The sequence below is a fragment of the Solibacillus sp. FSL H8-0523 genome (assembly GCF_038051985.1).
In the GTDB taxonomy this organism is placed as follows: domain Bacteria; phylum Bacillota; class Bacilli; order Bacillales_A; family Planococcaceae; genus Solibacillus.
On the sequence record NZ_CP150291.1, the window covers coordinates 462,836 to 481,864 of the forward strand.

Genomic DNA, 19,029 nt, shown 5'->3' on the forward strand with positions numbered 1-19,029 from the left:
GATGAAGGAATGAACATTGAAAAAGTGATGGTCATTGGTGCAGGGCAAATGGGGTCAGGCATTGCTCAAGTGTGTGCACAAGCAGGATTTACGGTTATTTTGAACGATATGAAAGACGAGTTTTTCGAACGAGGTCTAGCGACGATTACGAAAAATTTAACGCGAGATGTTGAAAAAGGGCGTAAAACAGAGGAAGAAAAGGCACAAGTGTTGGCGCGTATTACAAAATCAACGTCAATTGATGATGCCAAACATGTAGATATCGTCATTGAAGCAGCTGTTGAAAATATGGAAATTAAACAATCGATTTTCAAGCAGCTTGACGCGATTGCACCAGCCCATACGATTTTAGCAACAAATACATCAAGCTTACCCATTACTGAAATTGCGGCTGTAACAAACCGTCCAGAACAAGTAATCGGTATGCACTTCATGAATCCAGTACCAGTCATGCAACTTGTTGAAATAATTCGCGGGTTAGCAACAGCGGATGAAGTATACGAAGCGGTTGCCGCGATGACAAAGCAAATCGGCAAAACAGGCGTTGAAGTAAATGATTTCCCAGGCTTTATTTCAAACCGTATTTTACTGCCAATGATCAACGAAGCAATTTATGCGCTGTATGAAGGTGTGGCAACAAAAGAGGCCATTGATGATGTCATGAAGATGGGCATGAACCATCCGATGGGGCCGTTAACGCTTGCTGATTTTATTGGCCTTGATACATGCTTATCGATTATGGAAATTTTACATGAAGGTCTTGGTGATAGTAAGTACCGCCCATGTCCACTACTACGTAAATACGTGGCGGCTGGCTGGTTAGGGAAAAAATCTGGACGTGGCTTCTATGTCTACGAATGAGGTGAGCTTCCGTGAACTTACAATTTACCGATGAACAGCTGATGATGCGGAATATGGTTCGGGATTTTGCACAAACAGAAATCGCGCCGTTTATCGAGCAAATGGAACAAGGAGAGTTCCCACGCCACTTGCTAAAAAAAATGGGCGAGCTTGGCTTAATGGGGATTACCGCACCTGCTGAATACGGCGGCGCTGAAATGGATTTTACATCATATATCTTAGCGATTCATGAGCTATCTAAGGTAAGCGCGGTGATGGGGGTTATTTTATCAGTGCATACATCGGTAGGGACCAATCCCATTTTGTATTTCGGTAGTGATGCACAAAAAGAGAAGTATGTACCAAAGCTAGCTGCCGGTGAATACATAGGCGCGTTCTGTTTAACAGAAACAGGTGCAGGTAGTGATGCCGGTTCACTGAAAACGCGTGCTGTACGTGACGGTGCGGATTATGTGTTAGACGGGTCGAAGGTGTTCATCACCAATGGTGGAGAAGCAGATGTGTACATCGTGTTTGCTTCAACGAATCCAGAAACCGGAACACGTGGTATTTCCGCATTTATCGTAGAAAAGGATACACCGGGTTTTATCGTTGGAAAAGACGAAAAAAAGATGGGGCTTCACGGCTCACGTACGGTGCAGCTGACATTTGAAAATATGCGTATTCCGGCCGAAAACTTGCTTGGTGAAGAAGGGCAAGGCTTTAAAATTGCGATGGCCAACTTAGATGTCGGGCGTATCGGGATTGCTGCACAAAGCTTAGGAATTGCAGAGGCGGCGCTTGAAGCCGCGACAGATTATGCAAAAGAGCGCGAGCAATTTGGCAAACCAATCGCACAGCAACAAGCAGTCGGTTTTAAATTAGCAGACATGGCAACAGCCGTTGAAGCATCAAAGTTACTCGTGTACAGTGCGGCACATTTACGTAGTGAAGGGTACCCATGTGGCAAGGAAGCATCGATGGCGAAGCTTTTCGCGTCACAAACGGCAATGGATACAGCAATCGAAGCGGTTCAAATATTCGGTGGTTACGGCTATACCGAGGACTACCCAGTAGAGCGCTATTTCCGCGACGCCAAGGTGACACAAATTTACGAGGGAACGAGCGAAATCCAGCGCATTGTCATTAGTAAGCATGTGCTTGGGTGACGTAAAAATATAAACAAACAAAGGGGTTATGGGAAAATGAACTTTCAATTATCAGAAGAACACCAACAATTACGTGAAATGATTCGCGACTTTGCGATTAACGAAGTAGCACCAACAGCGGAACACCGCGATGAGCACGAGGAATTTGACCGTGGGATTTTCGACAAAATGGCGGAGCTTGGCTTAACAGGTATTCCATGGCCAGAAGAGTACGGCGGAGCAGGTTTTGACTACTTAGCATACTGTATCGCAGTAGAAGAATTATCACGCGTATGTGCATCAACAGGGGTAACATTATCGGCACATACATCACTTGCGGGCTGGCCGATTTATAAATACGGCAACGAAGAGCAAAAGCAAAAATACTTACGCCCAATGGCAGAAGGTAAAAAAATCGGCGCCTACGGTTTAACAGAGCCAGCTTCAGGGTCTGATGCGGGCGGTATGAAAACATACGCGGTTAAAGACGGGGATGACTACATCTTAAATGGTTCTAAAATCTTCATTACAAACGGCGGGATTGCTGATATTTATGTTGTATTTGCTGTCACAGATCCGAATGCAAGAAACAGCACAACGGCATTTATCGTGGAAGCATCGACACCAGGTTTCTCTGTTGGGAAGAAAGAAAGAAAACTAGGCATTCGTTCATCACCAACAACAGAAATCATTTTCGACAACTGCCGCATTTCAAAAGAAAATGTACTTGGTGAAGAAGGCCAAGGCTTTGTGATTGCAATGAAAACATTAGATGGTGGCCGTAACGGAATTGCTGCACAAGCAGTAGGGATCGCACAAGGCGCATTAGATGCAGCGGTTGATTATGCAAAAGAGCGTGTACAATTCGGTAAGCCAATTACTGCAAATCAAGGTGTATCCTTCAAATTAGCGGATATGGCGACAGAAATCGAAGCATCTCGTTTATTGACGTACCAAGCAGCATGGTTAGAATCAAATGATTTACCATACGGAAAAGCATCAGCTATGGCAAAGCTACTTGCTGGGGATACAGCGATGAAGGTAACGACAGAAGCTGTTCAAGTATTCGGTGGCTACGGCTACACGAAAGACTATCCAGTAGAGCGCTACATGCGTGATGCAAAAATTACGCAAATTTACGAAGGCACACAAGAGATCCAACGCCTAGTTATTTCGCGTATGATTACAAAATAATGTATGGCAACTAACGATAAGTTGCATGTGATCTCGTCAATAAAAGATGAAAATAAAATACTCGAGCGTCGTCAGCAAATTGTGAATGCCGGGGTGAAGCTCTTTAAAGAAAAAGGCTTTCACCGTGCCACAACACGTGAGCTCGCAAAAGCAGCAGGATTTAGCATCGGCACCTTATATGAATACATTCGAACGAAGGAAGATGTGCTGTTTTTAGTGTGCGACGATATTTTTAATGAAGTAACAAAATGCTTATCGCAATTTCCGGCTGATAATGGCACGATTACAGCACTTGAGGAAGCAATCCAGCAATATTATTTATTGATTGATACAATGCCTGAAGAATTTACGATTATGTACCAAGAAACGAAGTCGCTTCCAAAAGAGGCGATGCACTACATTTTGGATAAAGAACTAGAGATGGTGGCAATTTTCGAACGCATGCTAAAGGGCTGTGTAGAAGCAGGTAATTTAACGTTATCAGATGACGCGATCTATTTAGCGGCCAATCAAATTGTTGTTCAAGGGCAAAGTTGGGCATTTCGTAAATGGGCACTAAAAAAACGTTACACAATTGAAGATTATATAAAATTGCAAACAACGATGTTTTTACAAGGCATTATGCAGTTTGAAGAACATTAAGAAAACTGCCATGTAGAGCGCGAGAAAAACGGAGCTTTATGTGGCAGTTTTTCATTATTCTGAGATAACAAAGGGGTTAATACAACATGGGGAAAATCGAAGCATACAAACCAAAAAACTACGTCCGTTTCGTAACGGCATCAAGCTTGTTTGATGGGCACGACGCATCTGTTAATATTATGCGCCGTATTTTACAGTCAAGCGGCGCGGAAGTTATTCACTTAGGGCATAATCGTTCGGTGGAAGAAGTAGTAAACGCCGCGATTCAAGAGGATGCGCAAGGGGTGGCGGTATCTTCTTATCAAGGCGGTCATATGGAGTACTTTAAATATATGTATGACCTTCTGCGTGAAAAAGGCGCACCGCATATTAAAATTTACGGCGGTGGTGGTGGGGTAATCCTACCGCGTGAAATTAAAGAGCTTCATCAATACGGTATTGCAGGGATTTTCTCGCCGGAGGATGGCCGACAAATGGGCTTACAAGGCATGATTAATAGAAAGCTAGAGGGCGCGGATTATTCAACATTACAGGGAAATTACAACGAGCTTGTTGAAAAATTAACAACAAACACGCCTGAGATTTTGGCAAATTTAATTACAGCGGCTGAAAAAGGCGGCACGGAAGAAATCGACGCTATGTTAGAACTGGCGCGCACAAAATCAAAAAATACACCGATTTTAGGGATTACAGGTACAGGGGGAGCGGGTAAATCATCCTTAACCGATGAATTGATTCGCCGTTTCCTACAAGAGTTCCCAGATAAAAAAATCGCGATTTTATCAGTTGACCCAACAAAGCAAAAAACAGGCGGCGCACTGCTTGGTGACCGTATTCGTATGAACGCCATTTTCAATAATCGTGTGTATATGCGAAGTCTGGCTACACGCGGCTCTCGTACAGAATTATCAAGCTCAATTGGCGATGTATTGGATGTCGTACGCGCAGCAGGTTTTGACTTAATCGTCGTTGAAACAAGTGGGATTGGTCAAGGTGACGCAGAAATCACCAATTATACAGACCTGTCGATGTATGTGATGACAAGTGAATTTGGTGCGCCAACACAGCTAGAAAAAATCGATATGATTGATTACGCCGATTTAATTGCCATCAACAAATTTGAACGTAAAGGATCAGAAGATGCACTGCGCCAAGTACAAAAGCAATTCCAACGCTCACGTGAACTATGGGATGACGCAATCGATACAATGCCAGTGTTCGGTACGATTGCCTCACAATTTAATGATTTAGGTACGAATTCATTATTCGCAGCACTTGTAGCGAAAATTAATGAAAAGTTCGGCTTGGATTGGCAAACATCTTATGAGCAATTTGTAAAAACGCAAAAGCAAAATATCGTCATTCCGAATGACCGTCGTTATTATTTACGTGAACTGTCAGAAACGGTACGTAATTATCATAAGCAAGCTGAGCAGCAAGCGATCCTTGCAACGAAATGGTATCAGCTTGAAGGAACAAAGCTGCAATTAGCAGAGACAGAAAACGCATTAATCGCCTCACTAGATGCATTAATTGAAGGCGTACAAAACGAACTAACAAACGAATCAAAACGTATTCTAACAAATTGGCAAACACTGAAAGAGGCGTACGCCGGTGATGAGTTCATTACAAAAGTACGCGATAAAGAAATTAAAACGACTTTACGCACAGAATCACTGTCTGGCTTAAAAATTCCAAGAGTTGCACTGCCAAGCTTTAAAGATTACGGCGATATTTTACGTTGGGTATACAAAGAAAATGTACCAGGCGAGTTCCCGTATACAGCAGGCGTTTTCCCGTTCAAGCGTGAAGGTGAAGATCCGAAGCGTCAATTTGCGGGCGAAGGTACACCAGAGCGTACAAACAAACGCTTCCACTACTTATCAAAAGACGATGATGCAAAACGCCTTTCAACGGCATTTGACTCCGTAACATTATACGGTGAAGACCCACATACACGTCCCGATATTTACGGGAAAGTAGGGGAGTCTGGTGTAAGTATTTGTACGCTAGACGATATGAAAAAGCTGTATGCAGGCTTTGATTTATGTGCACCGTCTACGTCTGTGTCAATGACGATTAACGGACCAGCACCAATCATTCTCGCAATGTTTATGAATACGGCCATTGACCAACAAGTACAAAAGCGTGAAGCAGAACTTGGTCGTACGTTAACGGTAGAAGAATTTACTGAAACACGTGAACAGACGTTACAAGTTGTGCGCGGTACGGTGCAGGCCGATATTTTAAAAGAAGATCAAGGACAAAATACATGTATTTTCTCTACCGAATTTGCATTACGTATGATGGGTGATATTCAACAGTATTTCATCGATCATAAAGTACGTAACTACTATTCTGTGTCGATTTCGGGCTACCACATCGCAGAAGCTGGGGCGAACCCGATTTCACAATTAGCCTTTACACTGGCAAATGGCTTTACGTACGTGGAATATTACTTAAGCCGCGGAATGAATATCGATGACTTTGCGCCGAACTTAAGCTTCTTCTTCTCAAATGGCTTAGACCCAGAGTACACAGTGATTGGTCGTGTGGCACGCCGTATTTGGGCCGTTGTTATGCGCGATAAGTATGGTGCGAATGAACGTTCACAAAAGTTGAAATACCATATTCAAACATCCGGCCGTTCTTTACACGCACAGGAAATTGATTTCAATGATATTCGTACAACATTGCAGGCGTTAATGGCACTTCAAGATAACTGTAACTCACTGCACACAAATGCCTATGACGAAGCAATTACAACACCAACGGAAGAATCCGTGAGACGCGCGATGGCGATTCAAATGATTATTACAAAAGAGCACGGCCTATCGAAAAACGAAAACCCATTACAAGGGGCGTTCATTATTGAAGAATTAACGCAACTCGTAGAGCAAGCAGTGTTAGAAGAATTCGACCGTATTAATGATCGTGGTGGGGTACTAGGTGCCATGGAAACGCAGTATCAGCGCGGTAAAATTCAAGAAGAATCGATGTACTATGAGCACTTGAAGCATTCAGGTGAACTACCAATCATCGGCGTGAACACGTATTTAAATCCAAATCCAGCGTCAGATGAAGCGATTAACAATATGGAAATTGCACGTGCATCAACAGACGAAAAGGATTTACAAATTGCGAATCTAGAGAGCTTTAAACAGCGTCACATTTCATCGAATGAAGCCGCAATTGAGGCGTTAAAGCAAGTGGCAAAAACAAACGGTAATATTTTCGAACAGCTCATGGAAACAGTAAAGGTTGCGAGCCTAGGTCAAATTACAAACGCATTATATGAAGTTGGCGGACAATATCGCCGAAACATGTAAACAAAAAATGCTACTTTAGTCGTCATAAATTCTTTTAGCATTAAAATTTTGCAAAAAATATAAAAATCGCGGTTTGAAAGTCCACGTTTGTTAAAATTTTCGTTATACTAAGTAATACGAAAAAATTTACAGAAAGAAGGTACGGCATAGTGCGACAATACTTACATTATATTTTAATTCTAGTTTGCCTTGTGGGGACCTTCTTTTTATATAACAAACAACTAGCCGCGATACCGCTACTTCTGTTATCATTAATTTTGTTTTACGTTGCGTACAAAAAAGCAACAAATTTAAAAAACAAGAAATGAAACTAGCATAGTAGTAGCATGTTTGTATATAATGGGTATTATGCTTAACTTTATTTCAGTCGGTGAGTAATCACCAACTGAATAAAGTTAAGGTCTTCGGCAGATGTTACGGATTCGAAGAGAAGTTCTTTTCGAGCGAAAAGTCGAATCCGAACGCAATTACGCCGGGGCGTAATTGATAAACAAACATGTGATAAAGGAAAGGACGTGCACGATTTGAACTTTCGTGGCTTAACAGATGAGCAATTAGCAGAAGAGTCGTTAATCGACTTAGCATATGCACTTTTAGAAGATACAAAACAAGCAATGCCTTTAAACGATCTATTAAAAGAGATCCAAAAATTAAACGGTATTTCAGATGAGGACCTAAAGTCTCGTTTAGTACAATTCTATACAGACTTAAACGTAGAAGGCCGTTTCTTATTAAACCATGAGAATGGTTGGGGCTTACGTGAATGGTACAAAGTTGAAACAATCGAAGAAGAAACTGCACCAACAATTAAATCTCGTAAAAAGAAAGCAAAAGTTGCTGACGAAGACGAAGAGTTAGTTGAACTGGATGAAGAAGATGTATTATTCGAAGAAGACTACGATGAATTCGTAGAAGAAGATGATGCAGATGACGCTGAAGAAGATATCGATTTCGTTGAAGAAGAAATCGAAGACATCGATGCAGACATCGACGAAGAATTAATCGAAGAAGAAGACGGCTTCATTATTGAAGAAGACGAAGAAGAAGAAATCGAAGACGAAGATTTAAAATAAGTACCCCTTGAATTTTTCATTCAAAGTACTTGACTTCTATTTCACTTCCGTATAATCTTTAAATTGGGCTCCTTTAAAAAGGAGATTGACCGTATATCTTATACGCTCCCCCTGCAATTGCAGGAGGAGCGTTTTTTTATTTTATAGCACATCTATTTGGAAAAACATTCATTTGCATAGGCAACGAATGTTTTTCTAATTTGTTTAGTAACGAGGAGGAGTATGTAGAATGACAAAGTATATTTTCGTAACGGGTGGCGTCGTTTCATCACTTGGTAAAGGGATCGTCGCAGCATCATTAGGCCGTTTATTAAAAAACCGTGGATTAGAAGTAACAATCCAAAAATTTGACCCATATTTAAACATCGATCCAGGTACAATGAGCCCGTACCAACATGGTGAAGTGTTCGTAACAGATGATGGCGCAGAAGCAGATTTAGACTTAGGTCACTATGAGCGTTTCATCGACATTAACCTTGGGAAACACTCAACGGTAACTTCTGGTAAGGTGTACCAAGCAGTACTAAACAAAGAGCGTCGTGGCGATTACAACGGTGGTACAGTTCAAGTAATTCCACACGTAACAAATGAAATTAAAGACCGCGTACAACGTGCAGGTCGCGAAACTTCTGCTGACGTAGTTATCACGGAAATCGGTGGTACGGTAGGGGACTTTGAATCACTTTCATTCTTAGAAGCGATTCGTCAAATGCGCCGTGACTTAGGTCATGACAACGTAATGTACATCCACTGTACGTTAATGCCTTACATTAAAGCAGCAGGCGAAATGAAAACAAAACCAACACAACACTCAGTAAAAGAGTTGCGTTCGTTAGGTATTCAGCCAAATATCATCGTGTTACGTACAGAACAACCTGTACCTCAAGACATGAAAGAAAAAATCGCGTTATTCTGTGACGTACGTGCTTCAGATATTATTGAATCTCGTGATGCAGAGCACTTATATGAAGTACCACTTAACTTACATGCACAAGGCTTCGACCAAATCGTACTTGACCATTTCGGCATCAAAGCACCAAAAGCAGATATGGAAGATTGGAAAGAGCTTGTAGAGTTGGTAAAACATTTAGAACACAAAACACGTATTGCATTAGTTGGTAAATATGTAGAGCTACAAGATGCTTATATCTCAGTAGTAGAAGCATTAAAACACGCAGGTTATGTGTACAATTCAGATATCGAAATCGAATGGATTAATGCAGAGCACGTAACAGCAGAAAATGTGGACGAGCTATTAAGCCATGTAGACGGTATTTTAGTACCTGGTGGCTTCGGTGACCGTGGTGTTGAAGGAAAAATCGAAGCAACGCGCTATGCACGTGAAAACGACGTACCATTCTTCGGTATTTGCTTAGGTATGCAAATGGCAACAGTAGAATTTGCGCGTAACGTATTAAACTTAGAGGGCGCACACTCTACAGAATTAAATAAAGATACGAAGTACCCAATCATCGACTTCTTACCAGATCAATCAGAAGATACAGATTTAGGCGGTACATTACGTCTTGGTTTATATCCATGTAAATTAAAAGAAGGTTCAGTTGCACGCGCTGCATATAACGGCGAAGCGTTAGTATACGAGCGTCACCGTCACCGTTATGAGTTCAATAACGAATTCCGTGAAGCAATGGAAGCAGCAGGTATGGTATTCTCAGGTACTTCTCCTGACAATAAGCTAGTTGAAATCATTGAATTACCAGAGAAAAAATTCTTCGTGGCAGGCCAATTCCACCCAGAATTAATCTCACGCCCACAACGCCCACAACCACTATTCCGTGAATTCGTAGGCGCGGCTTTCAATAACCGTAAATAATAGAAAAACGAAAAACGGATTTAGAAAACGATAGGTTTTCTAAATCCGCTTTTTACTGTTGCGGTTTCTAATAAAATTTTACTGTAGTGATTGGTGGGCTACGGCAAGACAGCGATTAAGCCACGTGATACGTGTCTTTATCACTGCCTTTATTGCCGTTTGCGAGGCCCACCAATCATAAACTTTTGTCTTCGTAATAAAGTGAAGTGAAAAACACAAAACTAAGCCGCTTGCGATATCGCGAGGCGGCAGATTGTGAAAAAGTTATTTTGTCATCCTCTAATTATGGTAATGCCCCTATTTTTAAGCAAATGGTGAAGCGGTTTCCTCTTCGTCATCCTCATCACCAGCAACCATTTCATCAAATTCCATTTTTATCGCTTCGTAAATGTATAACGCCGCCATAATATGTGGGAAAACGATGCGCTCACCAAGCTTAGTTGGATGTGGTAAAATACCACCACGCATTTTTAATGAAATATATGTGTAGGCTAAATCGCTTAATTCATTGTCATCTGATGCGACTTCGCTTGCAACAGCTGAAAATGGAATGAACTCTTTATGGAGCTTTCGTGCTAACAGAAGTGCCTGTTCGTCAGATGCCTGACGCGTAAAAATTATGACGCGGTCGGCGGGCATTAATTCAATTGCCTCATCGTAGCGTGCAAATTTTGCAAAAGGCTGTACGCCTTGCTCTGCTTGAATCGCAATTGCTTCCAGTTCACCAAATGTTGCAAAATACACGGTTCCTTGACCAATTGCTGCTTGTGCAAGTAAGCGCGCTGTTTCTTCAATAGCCTCTTCTTCGGATTGCCCGATACGTTGAAAAAGGCCCGTTAGTTGTGTTGTTAAAATTTTTGACATAGTTCCACCTCAAAACTATTATAAAATCCAAGGTAGAAAAAAGCAAAACACGCAAAATTTAGCTTGCTAAAGAAGGAATTTATAATTAATAATAGAAATATATTACTTACACATCAACTTAATAAGGGGAATGAATTTGAAGGAAATATTAATTGTGGATGATCAGCCCGGTATTCGATTGCTATTAAATGAGGTATTTAAAAAAGAAGGGTTTCACACACATTTAGCTGCAAACGGCTTTGATGCGTTGAAAATTGCAGAAACAACGACACTTGATTGTGCATTATTAGATATGAAAATTCCGGGAATGGACGGATTGGAGATTTTGGAACGCTTAAAAGCAATCCAGCCAACTATCCCCGTTGTCATGATGACTGCTTATGTTGAGCAGCATATGATTGACAGTGCTACAGAATTGGGAGTCGCAAAATATTTTACAAAGCCTTTTAATATTTTTGAGATGCGGGATGAAGTGAAAAAAATATTAGCGATTCCAGAAAAAATATAGTGAAAAACACGTCGGCAGGCAGTAGCGCATACTGTCTGTTTTTGTTATGATTAATCTGAATGTTTTTTGTCAAAACATCACCAATTTAACGTGAGATATGGCAGAAAATACGGTACTTCATAAAGCATATGATGCAATTTATGTTTTTCTAGTAGCAAATCATCTAACTATCTTCGAGGAGGATTTTAATAATGGCATTAGTTTCAATGAAAGAAATGTTAATTAAAGCAAAGGCAGAAGGTTATGCAGTTGGTCAATTCAACATTAACAACTTAGAATGGACACAAGCGATTTTAGCGGCAGCACAAGAAGAAAATTCACCAGTTATTTTAGGTGTTTCTGAAGGCGCAGGAAAATACATGGGCGGTTTCTACACAGTTGTAAAAATTGTTGAAGGTTTAATGCAAGACATGAACATCACAGTTCCTGTTGCAATTCACTTAGACCACGGTTCAAGCTTTGATAAATGTAAAGCAGCAATCGATGCTGGATTCACTTCAGTAATGATCGACGCTTCTCACCACTCATTCGAAGAAAACGTAGCTATTACAAAAGAAGTTGTAGCATATGCGCACGCTAAGGGTGTATCAGTTGAAGCAGAATTAGGCACAGTTGGTGGGGAAGAAGACGGCGTAATCGGTGGTATTATGTACGCAAATCCTCAAGAATGTAAAGCGTTAGTAGAAGCAACAAATATTGATTGCTTAGCGCCTGCACTTGGCTCTGTACACGGTCCATACAAAGGTGAACCGAATTTAGGTTTCACTGAAATGGAAGAAATCTCAACATTAACAGACTTACCTTTAGTATTACACGGCGGTACGGGAATTCCAACAAAAGATATCCAACGTTCAGTTTCTTTAGGTACGGCAAAAATTAACGTAAACACAGAAAATCAAATCGCGGCTTCAAAAGTAATCCGTGAGTTTTTAGATAATGACAAGAAAACGTACGATCCACGTAAATTCTTAGGTCCAGCTCGTGAAGCGATTAAAACAACAGTAATTGGCAAAATGCGCGAATTCGGTAGCTCACAAAAGGCGTAATTTATTTGGATACATGATGCAAAAGTGCCCTACTCTGGAGCACTTTTCTTCGTGAACAGTTGTTTTCAAAAAAGCATCTCGTTCACATGTGGGCGGGATGCGTTTTCGTAAATGAAAGCAGAAAATAGAAATCATTTTTTTCGGAGGGTCTAACATGAAATTTTTTATTGATACAGCAAACTTTGACGAAATCAAAGAAGCATATAACTGGGGTATTTTATCAGGCGTTACAACAAACCCATCATTAGTAGCAAAAGAAGAAGGCGTGAACTTCCACGATCGCCTACGCGAAATTGCAGAATTAGTAAACGGTTCGGTTTCTGGTGAGGTTATTTCTTTAGATGCAGAAGGGATGATTCGTGAAGGGGAAGAGCTAGCAGCCATTCATCCAAACATCACGGTAAAATTACCAATGACTCCAGCTGGTCTAACAGCTTGCCGTCACTTTGCAAACAAAGGCATCAAAACAAATGTCACATTAATTTTCTCGGCAAACCAAGCGTTAATGGCCGCGCGTGCAGGTGCTACATACGTATCACCATTCATCGGTCGTTTAGACGATATCGGTCAAGACGGATCAGAATTAATTTCTACAATTGCTGAAATGTTTGCCATTCACGGCATTGAAACAGAAATTATCGCTGCTTCAATCCGTCATCCGCAACATATTCAAGCAGCAGCTTTAGCAGGTGCACATATTTCAACAACACCTTATAAAGTATTACAACAATTGTTCAAACATCCATTAACAGACAAGGGAATCGAAGGATTTTTAGCGGATTGGGCAAAGCGTGAAGGGAAATAATAATATTAACCTATATATAGCATTTTGAATTATTTATTGTTTGAAGTGGAAGTGGTGAAGCGACAGAAGCGCAAAGGTATTGCTTCTGCGTCCACTTCAACGGAAAACAATGCTATATAATTTGTCCAATTGTAAAGTAAGGGAGAACTCAAAATGGATGTTTATAAAATTCGAGGCGGTAATCGCCTACAAGGTAAAGTAACAGTTAGTGGGGCAAAAAATAGTGCCGTCGCTTTAATTCCTGCATCGATTTTGGCAGGTTCTTCCGTTACGATTGGCGGAATTCCTGAAATTTCAGATGCATGGACGTTAAAAGCATTATTAGAAGAAATCGGCGGCGAAGTAACATTTGAAAACGGCAAAATGACGATTGATCCATCAAAAATGGTCGCGATGCCTCTGCCAAATGGCAACGTAAAAAAGCTGCGTGCCTCTTATTACATGATGGGTGCGATGCTAGGTCGTTTCAAAAAGGCTGTTATCGGTTTACCAGGCGGCTGTTTTTTAGGCCCACGTCCAATCGATCAGCATATTAAAGGCTTTGAAGCTTTAGGTGCTAAGGTAACAAATGAGCACGGTGCGATTTATTTACGTGCGGATGAATTAATCGGCGCGAAAATTTATTTAGATGTGGCAAGTGTTGGTGCAACAATCAACATTATGCTTGCAGCCGTACGTGCAAAAGGAAAAACAGTAATCGAAAACGCAGCAAAAGAGCCAGAAATTATCGATGTTGCAACATTGTTAACGAATATGGGCGCAAAAATTAAAGGTGCCGGAACAAGCGTCATTCGTATTGAAGGCGTTGATGAGTTAACAGGTACAAAGCATACGATTATTCCAGATCGCATCGAGGCGGCAACCTTTATGGTGATGGCTGCAGCAATCGGTGATGGGGTAGAAATCGATAATGTCATTCCATTACATTTAGAATCGGTTACATCGAAGCTACGTGAAATGGGCGTGAAAATTGAGGAGAACGAAGAGAGCATTTACATTCCAAAGCAAGAAAATTTCCGTGCCGTAGATGTAAAAACGCTCGTGTATCCTGGTATTCCAACAGACGTACAGCAGCCACTGTCGGTATTAATGACACAAGCGGAAGGTACATCGATGGTGACAGATACCATTTATTCTGCTCGCTTTAAGCATATTGATGAGCTTCGTCGTATGAGTGCGAAGGCTCGTGTTGAAGGCAATACCGCAATTATTCAAGGTCCAGTAGCATTAGAAGGTTCAAAAGTAACGGCAACCGATTTGCGTGCAGGCGCCGCGCTTGTACTTGCGGGGTTAATTGCAAAAGGTGAAACAGAAATTCACGATATTTATCACATTGAGCGCGGCTATAGTGAGCTAATTGAAAAGTTATGTGCACTGGGCGCCGACATTCGAAAAGAATCAATCGTGGCAAATACGAATAATAAGGCGTAAAATAACGGATGTAAGTTTTCATATTAATTCATACAGCGAATAGTCTGTAAGTTTCGGCTTAACCGAATAATCAGGAGGCAATAGAAAATGGAACGTAGTTTATCAATGGAAGTAGTTCGTGTAACAGAAGCAGCAGCAATTGCATCAGCAAAATGGATGGGGCGCGGACTTAAAAACGAAGCAGACGACGCAGCAACAACAGCGATGCGCGTTATGTTTGATACAATCCCAATGCATGCAACAGTTGTAATTGGTGAAGGTGAAATGGATGAAGCACCAATGCTATACATCGGTGAAGAATTAGGACTTCGTAACGGCGGACCGGAAGTTGATATTGCAGTCGATCCATTAGAAGGTACAAATATCGTTGCAAAAGGTACAAACGGCGCCATGACAGTTCTTGCAATCGCAGACCGTGGTAACCTATTAAACGCACCGGATATGTACATGGAGAAAATTGCTGTAGGCCCAGAAGCAGCAGGTAAAGTTGATATTAATGCCTCTGTAACATATAACTTATTACAAGTAGCAAAAGCGAAAAACAAAGACATTTCTGACGTAGTAGCAACATTACTTGACCGTCCACGTCACCAAGCGATCGTTGATGAAATTCGCGAAGCAGGTGCACGTATTAAATTTATTCAAGACGGTGATGTTGGTGCAGCGATTAACACAGCATTTGACGAAACTGGTATTGATATTATGTTCGGTATGGGTGGCGCTCCAGAAGGCGTTATTTCAGCTGTTGCTTTAAAATGCTTAGGTGGCGATTTCCAAGCGAAATTAGTACCAGAAGATGAAGAACAGTTAGAACGATGCAAAAAAATGGGTATCGACGTAGACAAAGTACTTATGATGGATGACTTGGTTAAAGGTGATGACGCGATTTTTGCAGCAACAGCTGTAACCGATTCAGAGCTTTTACGTGGTGTTCAGTACAAAGGTTCTTACGCGTTAACACATTCAGTTGTTATGCGCGCGAAATCAGGTACAGTTCGTTTCATCGAAGGCCGTCACAGTATTGCGAAAAAACCAAGATACGGTCAAAAATAACTCCTAACTTTTTGAAGTTAAAACCTCTGTGTAATTGATAAAGAAAATAACTATTTTCATATCATTTACGTTATTATATAATTAGTGCCCGGTAAATTTTTGCCGGGCATCTTCAAATAAAGTAAGTATACCTTCTTCTTATAAACCCTTACGTTCTACAATTCATGAGTTACTACCCGAGAATAGAAAATTTTAAATAAGACTGGAGAAAATATATGACAGCATTAACAATTGCTCAATTAGAAAGCATGACGTTAAAGGAATTATATGCTTTAGCGAAGCAATATAAATTAACTAATGCTAGCAAGTTAAATAAAAAGGAACTGATTTTTGCGATTTTAAAATCACGTTCTGAACAAGAAGGCTTCTTCTTCATGGAAGGCGTTCTTGAAATCATTCCGACAGATGGTTTCGGCTTCTTACGTCCGATTAACTATTCGCCATCAAAGGAAGATATTTATATCTCAGCATCACAAATCCGTCGTTTTGATTTACGTAACGGGGATAAAGTTTCAGGGAAAGTGCGTCCACCAAAAGAAAATGAGCGTTATTACGGCTTGTTACAAGTGGATGCTGTAAATGGTGAAGACCCTGAAGTGGCAAAAGAGCGTGTGCATTTCCCTGCATTAACGCCACTTTACCCAGATCGCCATATGAAATTAGAAACAACGTCATCAGCTATTTCGACACGTATTATGGATTTAGTAGCACCAGTTGGTTTTGGACAGCGTGGTTTAATTGTTGCCCCGCCAAAAGCAGGTAAAACATCGCTATTAAAAGAAATCGCCAATTCAATTACAACGAACTATCCAGAAGCAGAATTAATCGTGCTATTAATCGATGAGCGTCCTGAAGAGGTAACGGACATTGAGCGTTCAGTAAAGGCAGATGTTGTATCATCAACATTTGACCAAGTGCCAGAAAACCATGTAAAAGTGGCAGAAATAGTATTAGAGCGTGCGCGTCGTTTAGTCGAGCATAAACGTGATGTAATTATTTTAATGGATTCAATTACGCGTCTTGCACGTGCCTATAACTTAGTCATTCCACCAAGTGGCCGTACACTTTCAGGTGGTATTGACCCAGCTGCATTCCACCGCCCAAAACGTTTCTTCGGTTCTGCACGTAACATCGAAGACGGCGGTAGTTTAACGATTTTAGCAACAGCACTTGTGGATACAGGTAGTCGTATGGATGAAGTCATTTACGAGGAATTTAAAGGGACAGGTAACTTAGAGCTACACCTAGACCGTAATTTAGCAGAACGTCGTATTTTCCCAGCGATGGATATTCGTCGCTCAGGTACGCGTAAAGAAGAATTACTTATTCCAAAAGAGCAGCTAGAAAAATTATGGGCAATCCGTAAAACATTCAGCGATTCTTCAGACTTTGCCGAGAAGTTCTTACGTAAATTACGTCCAACGAAATCAAACGAAGAGTTCTTCGCGAAACTTGATGCAGATATGAAAAAAGCAACGAACGGTAAAGGGTTACTATAATAGAAGTGCCCTTCAACTATGTTAAGCATTGAGGGGCTTGACGCAAAAGTAAATGCGTTCCCACTTTTGCAGAAATGACCGAGAAGTTGGCGCTTTAACGTAGATACAAAAATTTAAAATAAAATAGTTGCAACTACAAAACAATCTTGCTATAATTCTTTAGGTATGTAACGTGTACATATATAGCTGACCTTTAAACATTGTCTAGGCAATGATATATTCGGGCTATGTAAGGTGCAGTTCGAAAATACTCTGTTCCGGATGGTTCAGGGCGAGAGGAGAAAACGAATATGAAACAAGGTATCCACCCAGATTACAAAACTGCAACAGTTTCTTGCTCTTGCGGTAACACTTTTGAAACGGGTTCAGTAAAAGAAAAAATCGTGATCGAGTTCTGTAACGAATGTCACCCATTCTACACAGGTCGTCAAAAGTTTGCTTCTGCTGACGGTCGTGTTGATAAATTCAACAAAAAATACGGTATCAAGTAATATCGTGACCCATTTCCACATTTGTGGAGATGGGTTTTTTATTTTTGAAAACGGTACGATTGCGAATAGACGAAACGCTTAAAAATAGCTAAGATAGAAGAAGTGAAAATGAACCTTGAGTGTTGTACTCAAGGTTTTTTCTCGGAAAGAATTTGGTGTGTCACCAGTTTTAGGGGCTGTTCTCGTATAAGGTTTTCCTTGTTTGATTGGCGTGCTACGGCAAGACCGCGACAAAGCCACGTGATACGTGTCTTTATCACTGTCTTTGTTGCCGTTTGCGAGGACCGCCAATCATAAACTTTTGCCCTCGTTATAAAGTAAAGTGAAGAACACCAAATTAAGCCGCTTGCGCTAGCGCGAGGCGGCGGAGAGCGGAAATGATCGGCTGAGCTTCTTGGTAGCGGTCTGTTATAAAGAAACGCTATTTTTACAAAATTTCACTTTATACCAAAATAGCGTGCCGCGAAGGGTGAGCCACAAACAAATTCGCTTCAACGGACTTGGGGATAAAACCACTTTGCTCCAACGCGTTTACAACCGTAGCGCAGCAGAACCGATTCCCTAACTTATGACGGTGAACCAATAATCTTCCGAAAAACGTACGAAATGGGGTTTAGATAATAATGGCACAATTATTTTACAAGCATGGTGCGATGAATAGTGGGAAATCGATTGAGATTTTAAAAGTAGCGCATAACTACGAAGAACAAAATAAACCGGTCTTAATTTTTACATCGGGCATTGATACACGAGATGAAGTAGGGGTTGTTTCGAGTCGTATTGGATTACGTCGACCTGCAACCGCAATATTTGAAGATACAAACCTTTATGAAATTGTGAAAAACCACAATGAACATCTGTATTGTGTACTAGTAGATGAAGTGCAGTTTTTAACAAAGGAGCACGTTCTTCAACTTACTCAAATTGTGGATGAACTGAACATTCCGGTCATGGGCTTTGGTTTAAAAAATGATTTCCAAAACGAATTGTTCGAAGGCAGTCGCTACATGTTGATTTATGCGGATAAAATCGAAGAGATGAAGACGATTTGCTGGTTCTGTCACAAAAAAGCGACAATGAATATACGCGTGGATGAACATAAAAAACCCGTGCGAGCAGGTGATCAAATTCAAATTGGGGGTAATGATAATTATTACCCAGTATGCCGTAAATGCCACACAAACCCACCGCTCTAATTTTCAAGCACAGAACTTAAGAAAGTTTCAGCATATAGGTAGCAACAAGCGCAGAATTTCTTTATACTAGTATAGG

The 19,029-nt window shown here is 40.9% G+C and carries 16 protein-coding genes; 15 read left to right on the forward strand and 1 reads right to left on the reverse strand.

Annotated features, from left to right (window positions below):
* Positions 1-9: 9 nt before the first annotated feature.
* From NSQ62_RS02270 to NSQ62_RS02300, 7 genes are all read left to right on the forward strand, one after another.
* Complete coding sequence (locus tag NSQ62_RS02270) at positions 10-861, forward strand: 3-hydroxybutyryl-CoA dehydrogenase (protein WP_341322308.1); 852 nt, start codon at positions 10-12, stop codon at positions 859-861.
* Positions 862-872: 11 nt separating this feature from the next.
* Positions 873-2,009 (forward strand): acyl-CoA dehydrogenase, encoded by a 1,137-nt coding sequence (locus NSQ62_RS02275; RefSeq protein WP_341322309.1) that lies wholly within the window; start codon positions 873-875, stop codon positions 2,007-2,009.
* Between the two features lie 36 nt (positions 2,010-2,045).
* Positions 2,046-3,182 (forward strand): acyl-CoA dehydrogenase, encoded by a 1,137-nt coding sequence (locus NSQ62_RS02280; protein ID WP_341322310.1) that lies wholly within the window; start codon positions 2,046-2,048, stop codon positions 3,180-3,182.
* Between the two features lie 3 nt (positions 3,183-3,185).
* Complete coding sequence (locus NSQ62_RS02285) at positions 3,186-3,824, forward strand: TetR/AcrR family transcriptional regulator (protein WP_341322311.1); 639 nt, start codon at positions 3,186-3,188, stop codon at positions 3,822-3,824.
* Positions 3,825-3,910: 86 nt separating this feature from the next.
* Positions 3,911-7,153: a fused isobutyryl-CoA mutase/GTPase IcmF gene (gene icmF / locus NSQ62_RS02290; protein ID WP_341322312.1), complete on the forward strand. Its 3,243-nt coding sequence runs from the start codon at positions 3,911-3,913 to the stop codon at positions 7,151-7,153.
* A gap of 515 nt (positions 7,154-7,668) precedes the next feature.
* Positions 7,669-8,226 (forward strand): DNA-directed RNA polymerase subunit delta, encoded by a 558-nt coding sequence (gene rpoE / locus NSQ62_RS02295; protein WP_341322313.1) that lies wholly within the window; start codon positions 7,669-7,671, stop codon positions 8,224-8,226.
* Between the two features lie 229 nt (positions 8,227-8,455).
* The gene (locus tag NSQ62_RS02300; protein WP_341322314.1) at positions 8,456-10,060 is read left to right on the forward strand and encodes a CTP synthase; all 1,605 of its coding nucleotides are present in this window, start codon (positions 8,456-8,458) and stop codon (positions 10,058-10,060) included.
* A 303-nt stretch (positions 10,061-10,363) separates the two neighbouring features.
* On the opposite strand, the gene NSQ62_RS02305 is transcribed toward NSQ62_RS02300, so the two are convergent.
* Positions 10,364-10,924 (reverse strand): DUF2529 family protein, encoded by a 561-nt coding sequence (locus tag NSQ62_RS02305; RefSeq protein WP_341322315.1) that lies wholly within the window; start codon positions 10,922-10,924, stop codon positions 10,364-10,366.
* A gap of 136 nt (positions 10,925-11,060) precedes the next feature.
* Between NSQ62_RS02305 and NSQ62_RS02310 the strand changes: the two genes are divergently transcribed.
* The 8 genes from NSQ62_RS02310 to NSQ62_RS02345 all read left to right on the forward strand — a co-directional run bounded on the left by NSQ62_RS02310 (position 11,061) and on the right by NSQ62_RS02345 (position 18,953).
* Complete coding sequence (locus NSQ62_RS02310) at positions 11,061-11,432, forward strand: response regulator (protein WP_341322316.1); 372 nt, start codon at positions 11,061-11,063, stop codon at positions 11,430-11,432.
* A 191-nt stretch (positions 11,433-11,623) separates the two neighbouring features.
* Positions 11,624-12,478: a class II fructose-bisphosphate aldolase gene (locus NSQ62_RS02315; RefSeq protein ID WP_341322317.1), complete on the forward strand. Its 855-nt coding sequence runs from the start codon at positions 11,624-11,626 to the stop codon at positions 12,476-12,478.
* Positions 12,479-12,632: 154 nt separating this feature from the next.
* Positions 12,633-13,283, forward strand: coding sequence for a fructose-6-phosphate aldolase (fsa, locus tag NSQ62_RS02320; RefSeq protein WP_341322318.1), 651 nt, complete (start codon positions 12,633-12,635; stop codon positions 13,281-13,283).
* Between the two features lie 153 nt (positions 13,284-13,436).
* Positions 13,437-14,714, forward strand: coding sequence for a UDP-N-acetylglucosamine 1-carboxyvinyltransferase (locus NSQ62_RS02325; RefSeq protein ID WP_341322319.1), 1,278 nt, complete (start codon positions 13,437-13,439; stop codon positions 14,712-14,714).
* Between the two features lie 87 nt (positions 14,715-14,801).
* Positions 14,802-15,767: a class II fructose-bisphosphatase gene (gene glpX / locus NSQ62_RS02330; RefSeq protein ID WP_341322320.1), complete on the forward strand. Its 966-nt coding sequence runs from the start codon at positions 14,802-14,804 to the stop codon at positions 15,765-15,767.
* Positions 15,768-15,982: 215 nt separating this feature from the next.
* Positions 15,983-17,266: a transcription termination factor Rho gene (gene rho / locus NSQ62_RS02335; protein ID WP_341322321.1), complete on the forward strand. Its 1,284-nt coding sequence runs from the start codon at positions 15,983-15,985 to the stop codon at positions 17,264-17,266.
* Between the two features lie 290 nt (positions 17,267-17,556).
* The gene (gene rpmE, locus NSQ62_RS02340; RefSeq protein ID WP_341322322.1) at positions 17,557-17,757 is read left to right on the forward strand and encodes a 50S ribosomal protein L31; all 201 of its coding nucleotides are present in this window, start codon (positions 17,557-17,559) and stop codon (positions 17,755-17,757) included.
* Positions 17,758-18,380: 623 nt separating this feature from the next.
* A complete protein-coding gene (locus NSQ62_RS02345; RefSeq protein WP_341322323.1) occupies positions 18,381-18,953 on the forward strand; it encodes a thymidine kinase in 573 nt (190 codons plus the stop codon).
* The last annotated feature ends 76 nt before the right edge of the window (positions 18,954-19,029 follow it).

Bases quoted from the DNA above. Each gene is read 5' to 3' on its own strand.
- NSQ62_RS02270 (WP_341322308.1), top strand. From the start codon at position 10: ATGAACATTGAAAAAGTGATGGTCATTGGTGCAGGGCAAATGGGGTCA.
- NSQ62_RS02280 (WP_341322310.1), top strand. From the start codon at position 2,046: ATGAACTTTCAATTATCAGAAGAACACCAACAATTACGTGAAATGATT.
- NSQ62_RS02285 (WP_341322311.1), top strand. From the start codon at position 3,186: ATGGCAACTAACGATAAGTTGCATGTGATCTCGTCAATAAAAGATGAA.
- icmF (WP_341322312.1), top strand. From the start codon at position 3,911: ATGGGGAAAATCGAAGCATACAAACCAAAAAACTACGTCCGTTTCGTA.
- NSQ62_RS02300 (WP_341322314.1), top strand. From the start codon at position 8,456: ATGACAAAGTATATTTTCGTAACGGGTGGCGTCGTTTCATCACTTGGT.
- NSQ62_RS02305 (WP_341322315.1), bottom strand. From the start codon at position 10,924: ATGTCAAAAATTTTAACAACACAACTAACGGGCCTTTTTCAACGTATC.
- NSQ62_RS02315 (WP_341322317.1), top strand. From the start codon at position 11,624: ATGGCATTAGTTTCAATGAAAGAAATGTTAATTAAAGCAAAGGCAGAA.
- fsa (WP_341322318.1), top strand. From the start codon at position 12,633: ATGAAATTTTTTATTGATACAGCAAACTTTGACGAAATCAAAGAAGCA.
- NSQ62_RS02325 (WP_341322319.1), top strand. From the start codon at position 13,437: ATGGATGTTTATAAAATTCGAGGCGGTAATCGCCTACAAGGTAAAGTA.
- glpX (WP_341322320.1), top strand. From the start codon at position 14,802: ATGGAACGTAGTTTATCAATGGAAGTAGTTCGTGTAACAGAAGCAGCA.
- rho (WP_341322321.1), top strand. From the start codon at position 15,983: ATGACAGCATTAACAATTGCTCAATTAGAAAGCATGACGTTAAAGGAA.
- rpmE (WP_341322322.1), top strand. From the start codon at position 17,557: ATGAAACAAGGTATCCACCCAGATTACAAAACTGCAACAGTTTCTTGC.
- NSQ62_RS02345 (WP_341322323.1), top strand. From the start codon at position 18,381: ATGGCACAATTATTTTACAAGCATGGTGCGATGAATAGTGGGAAATCG.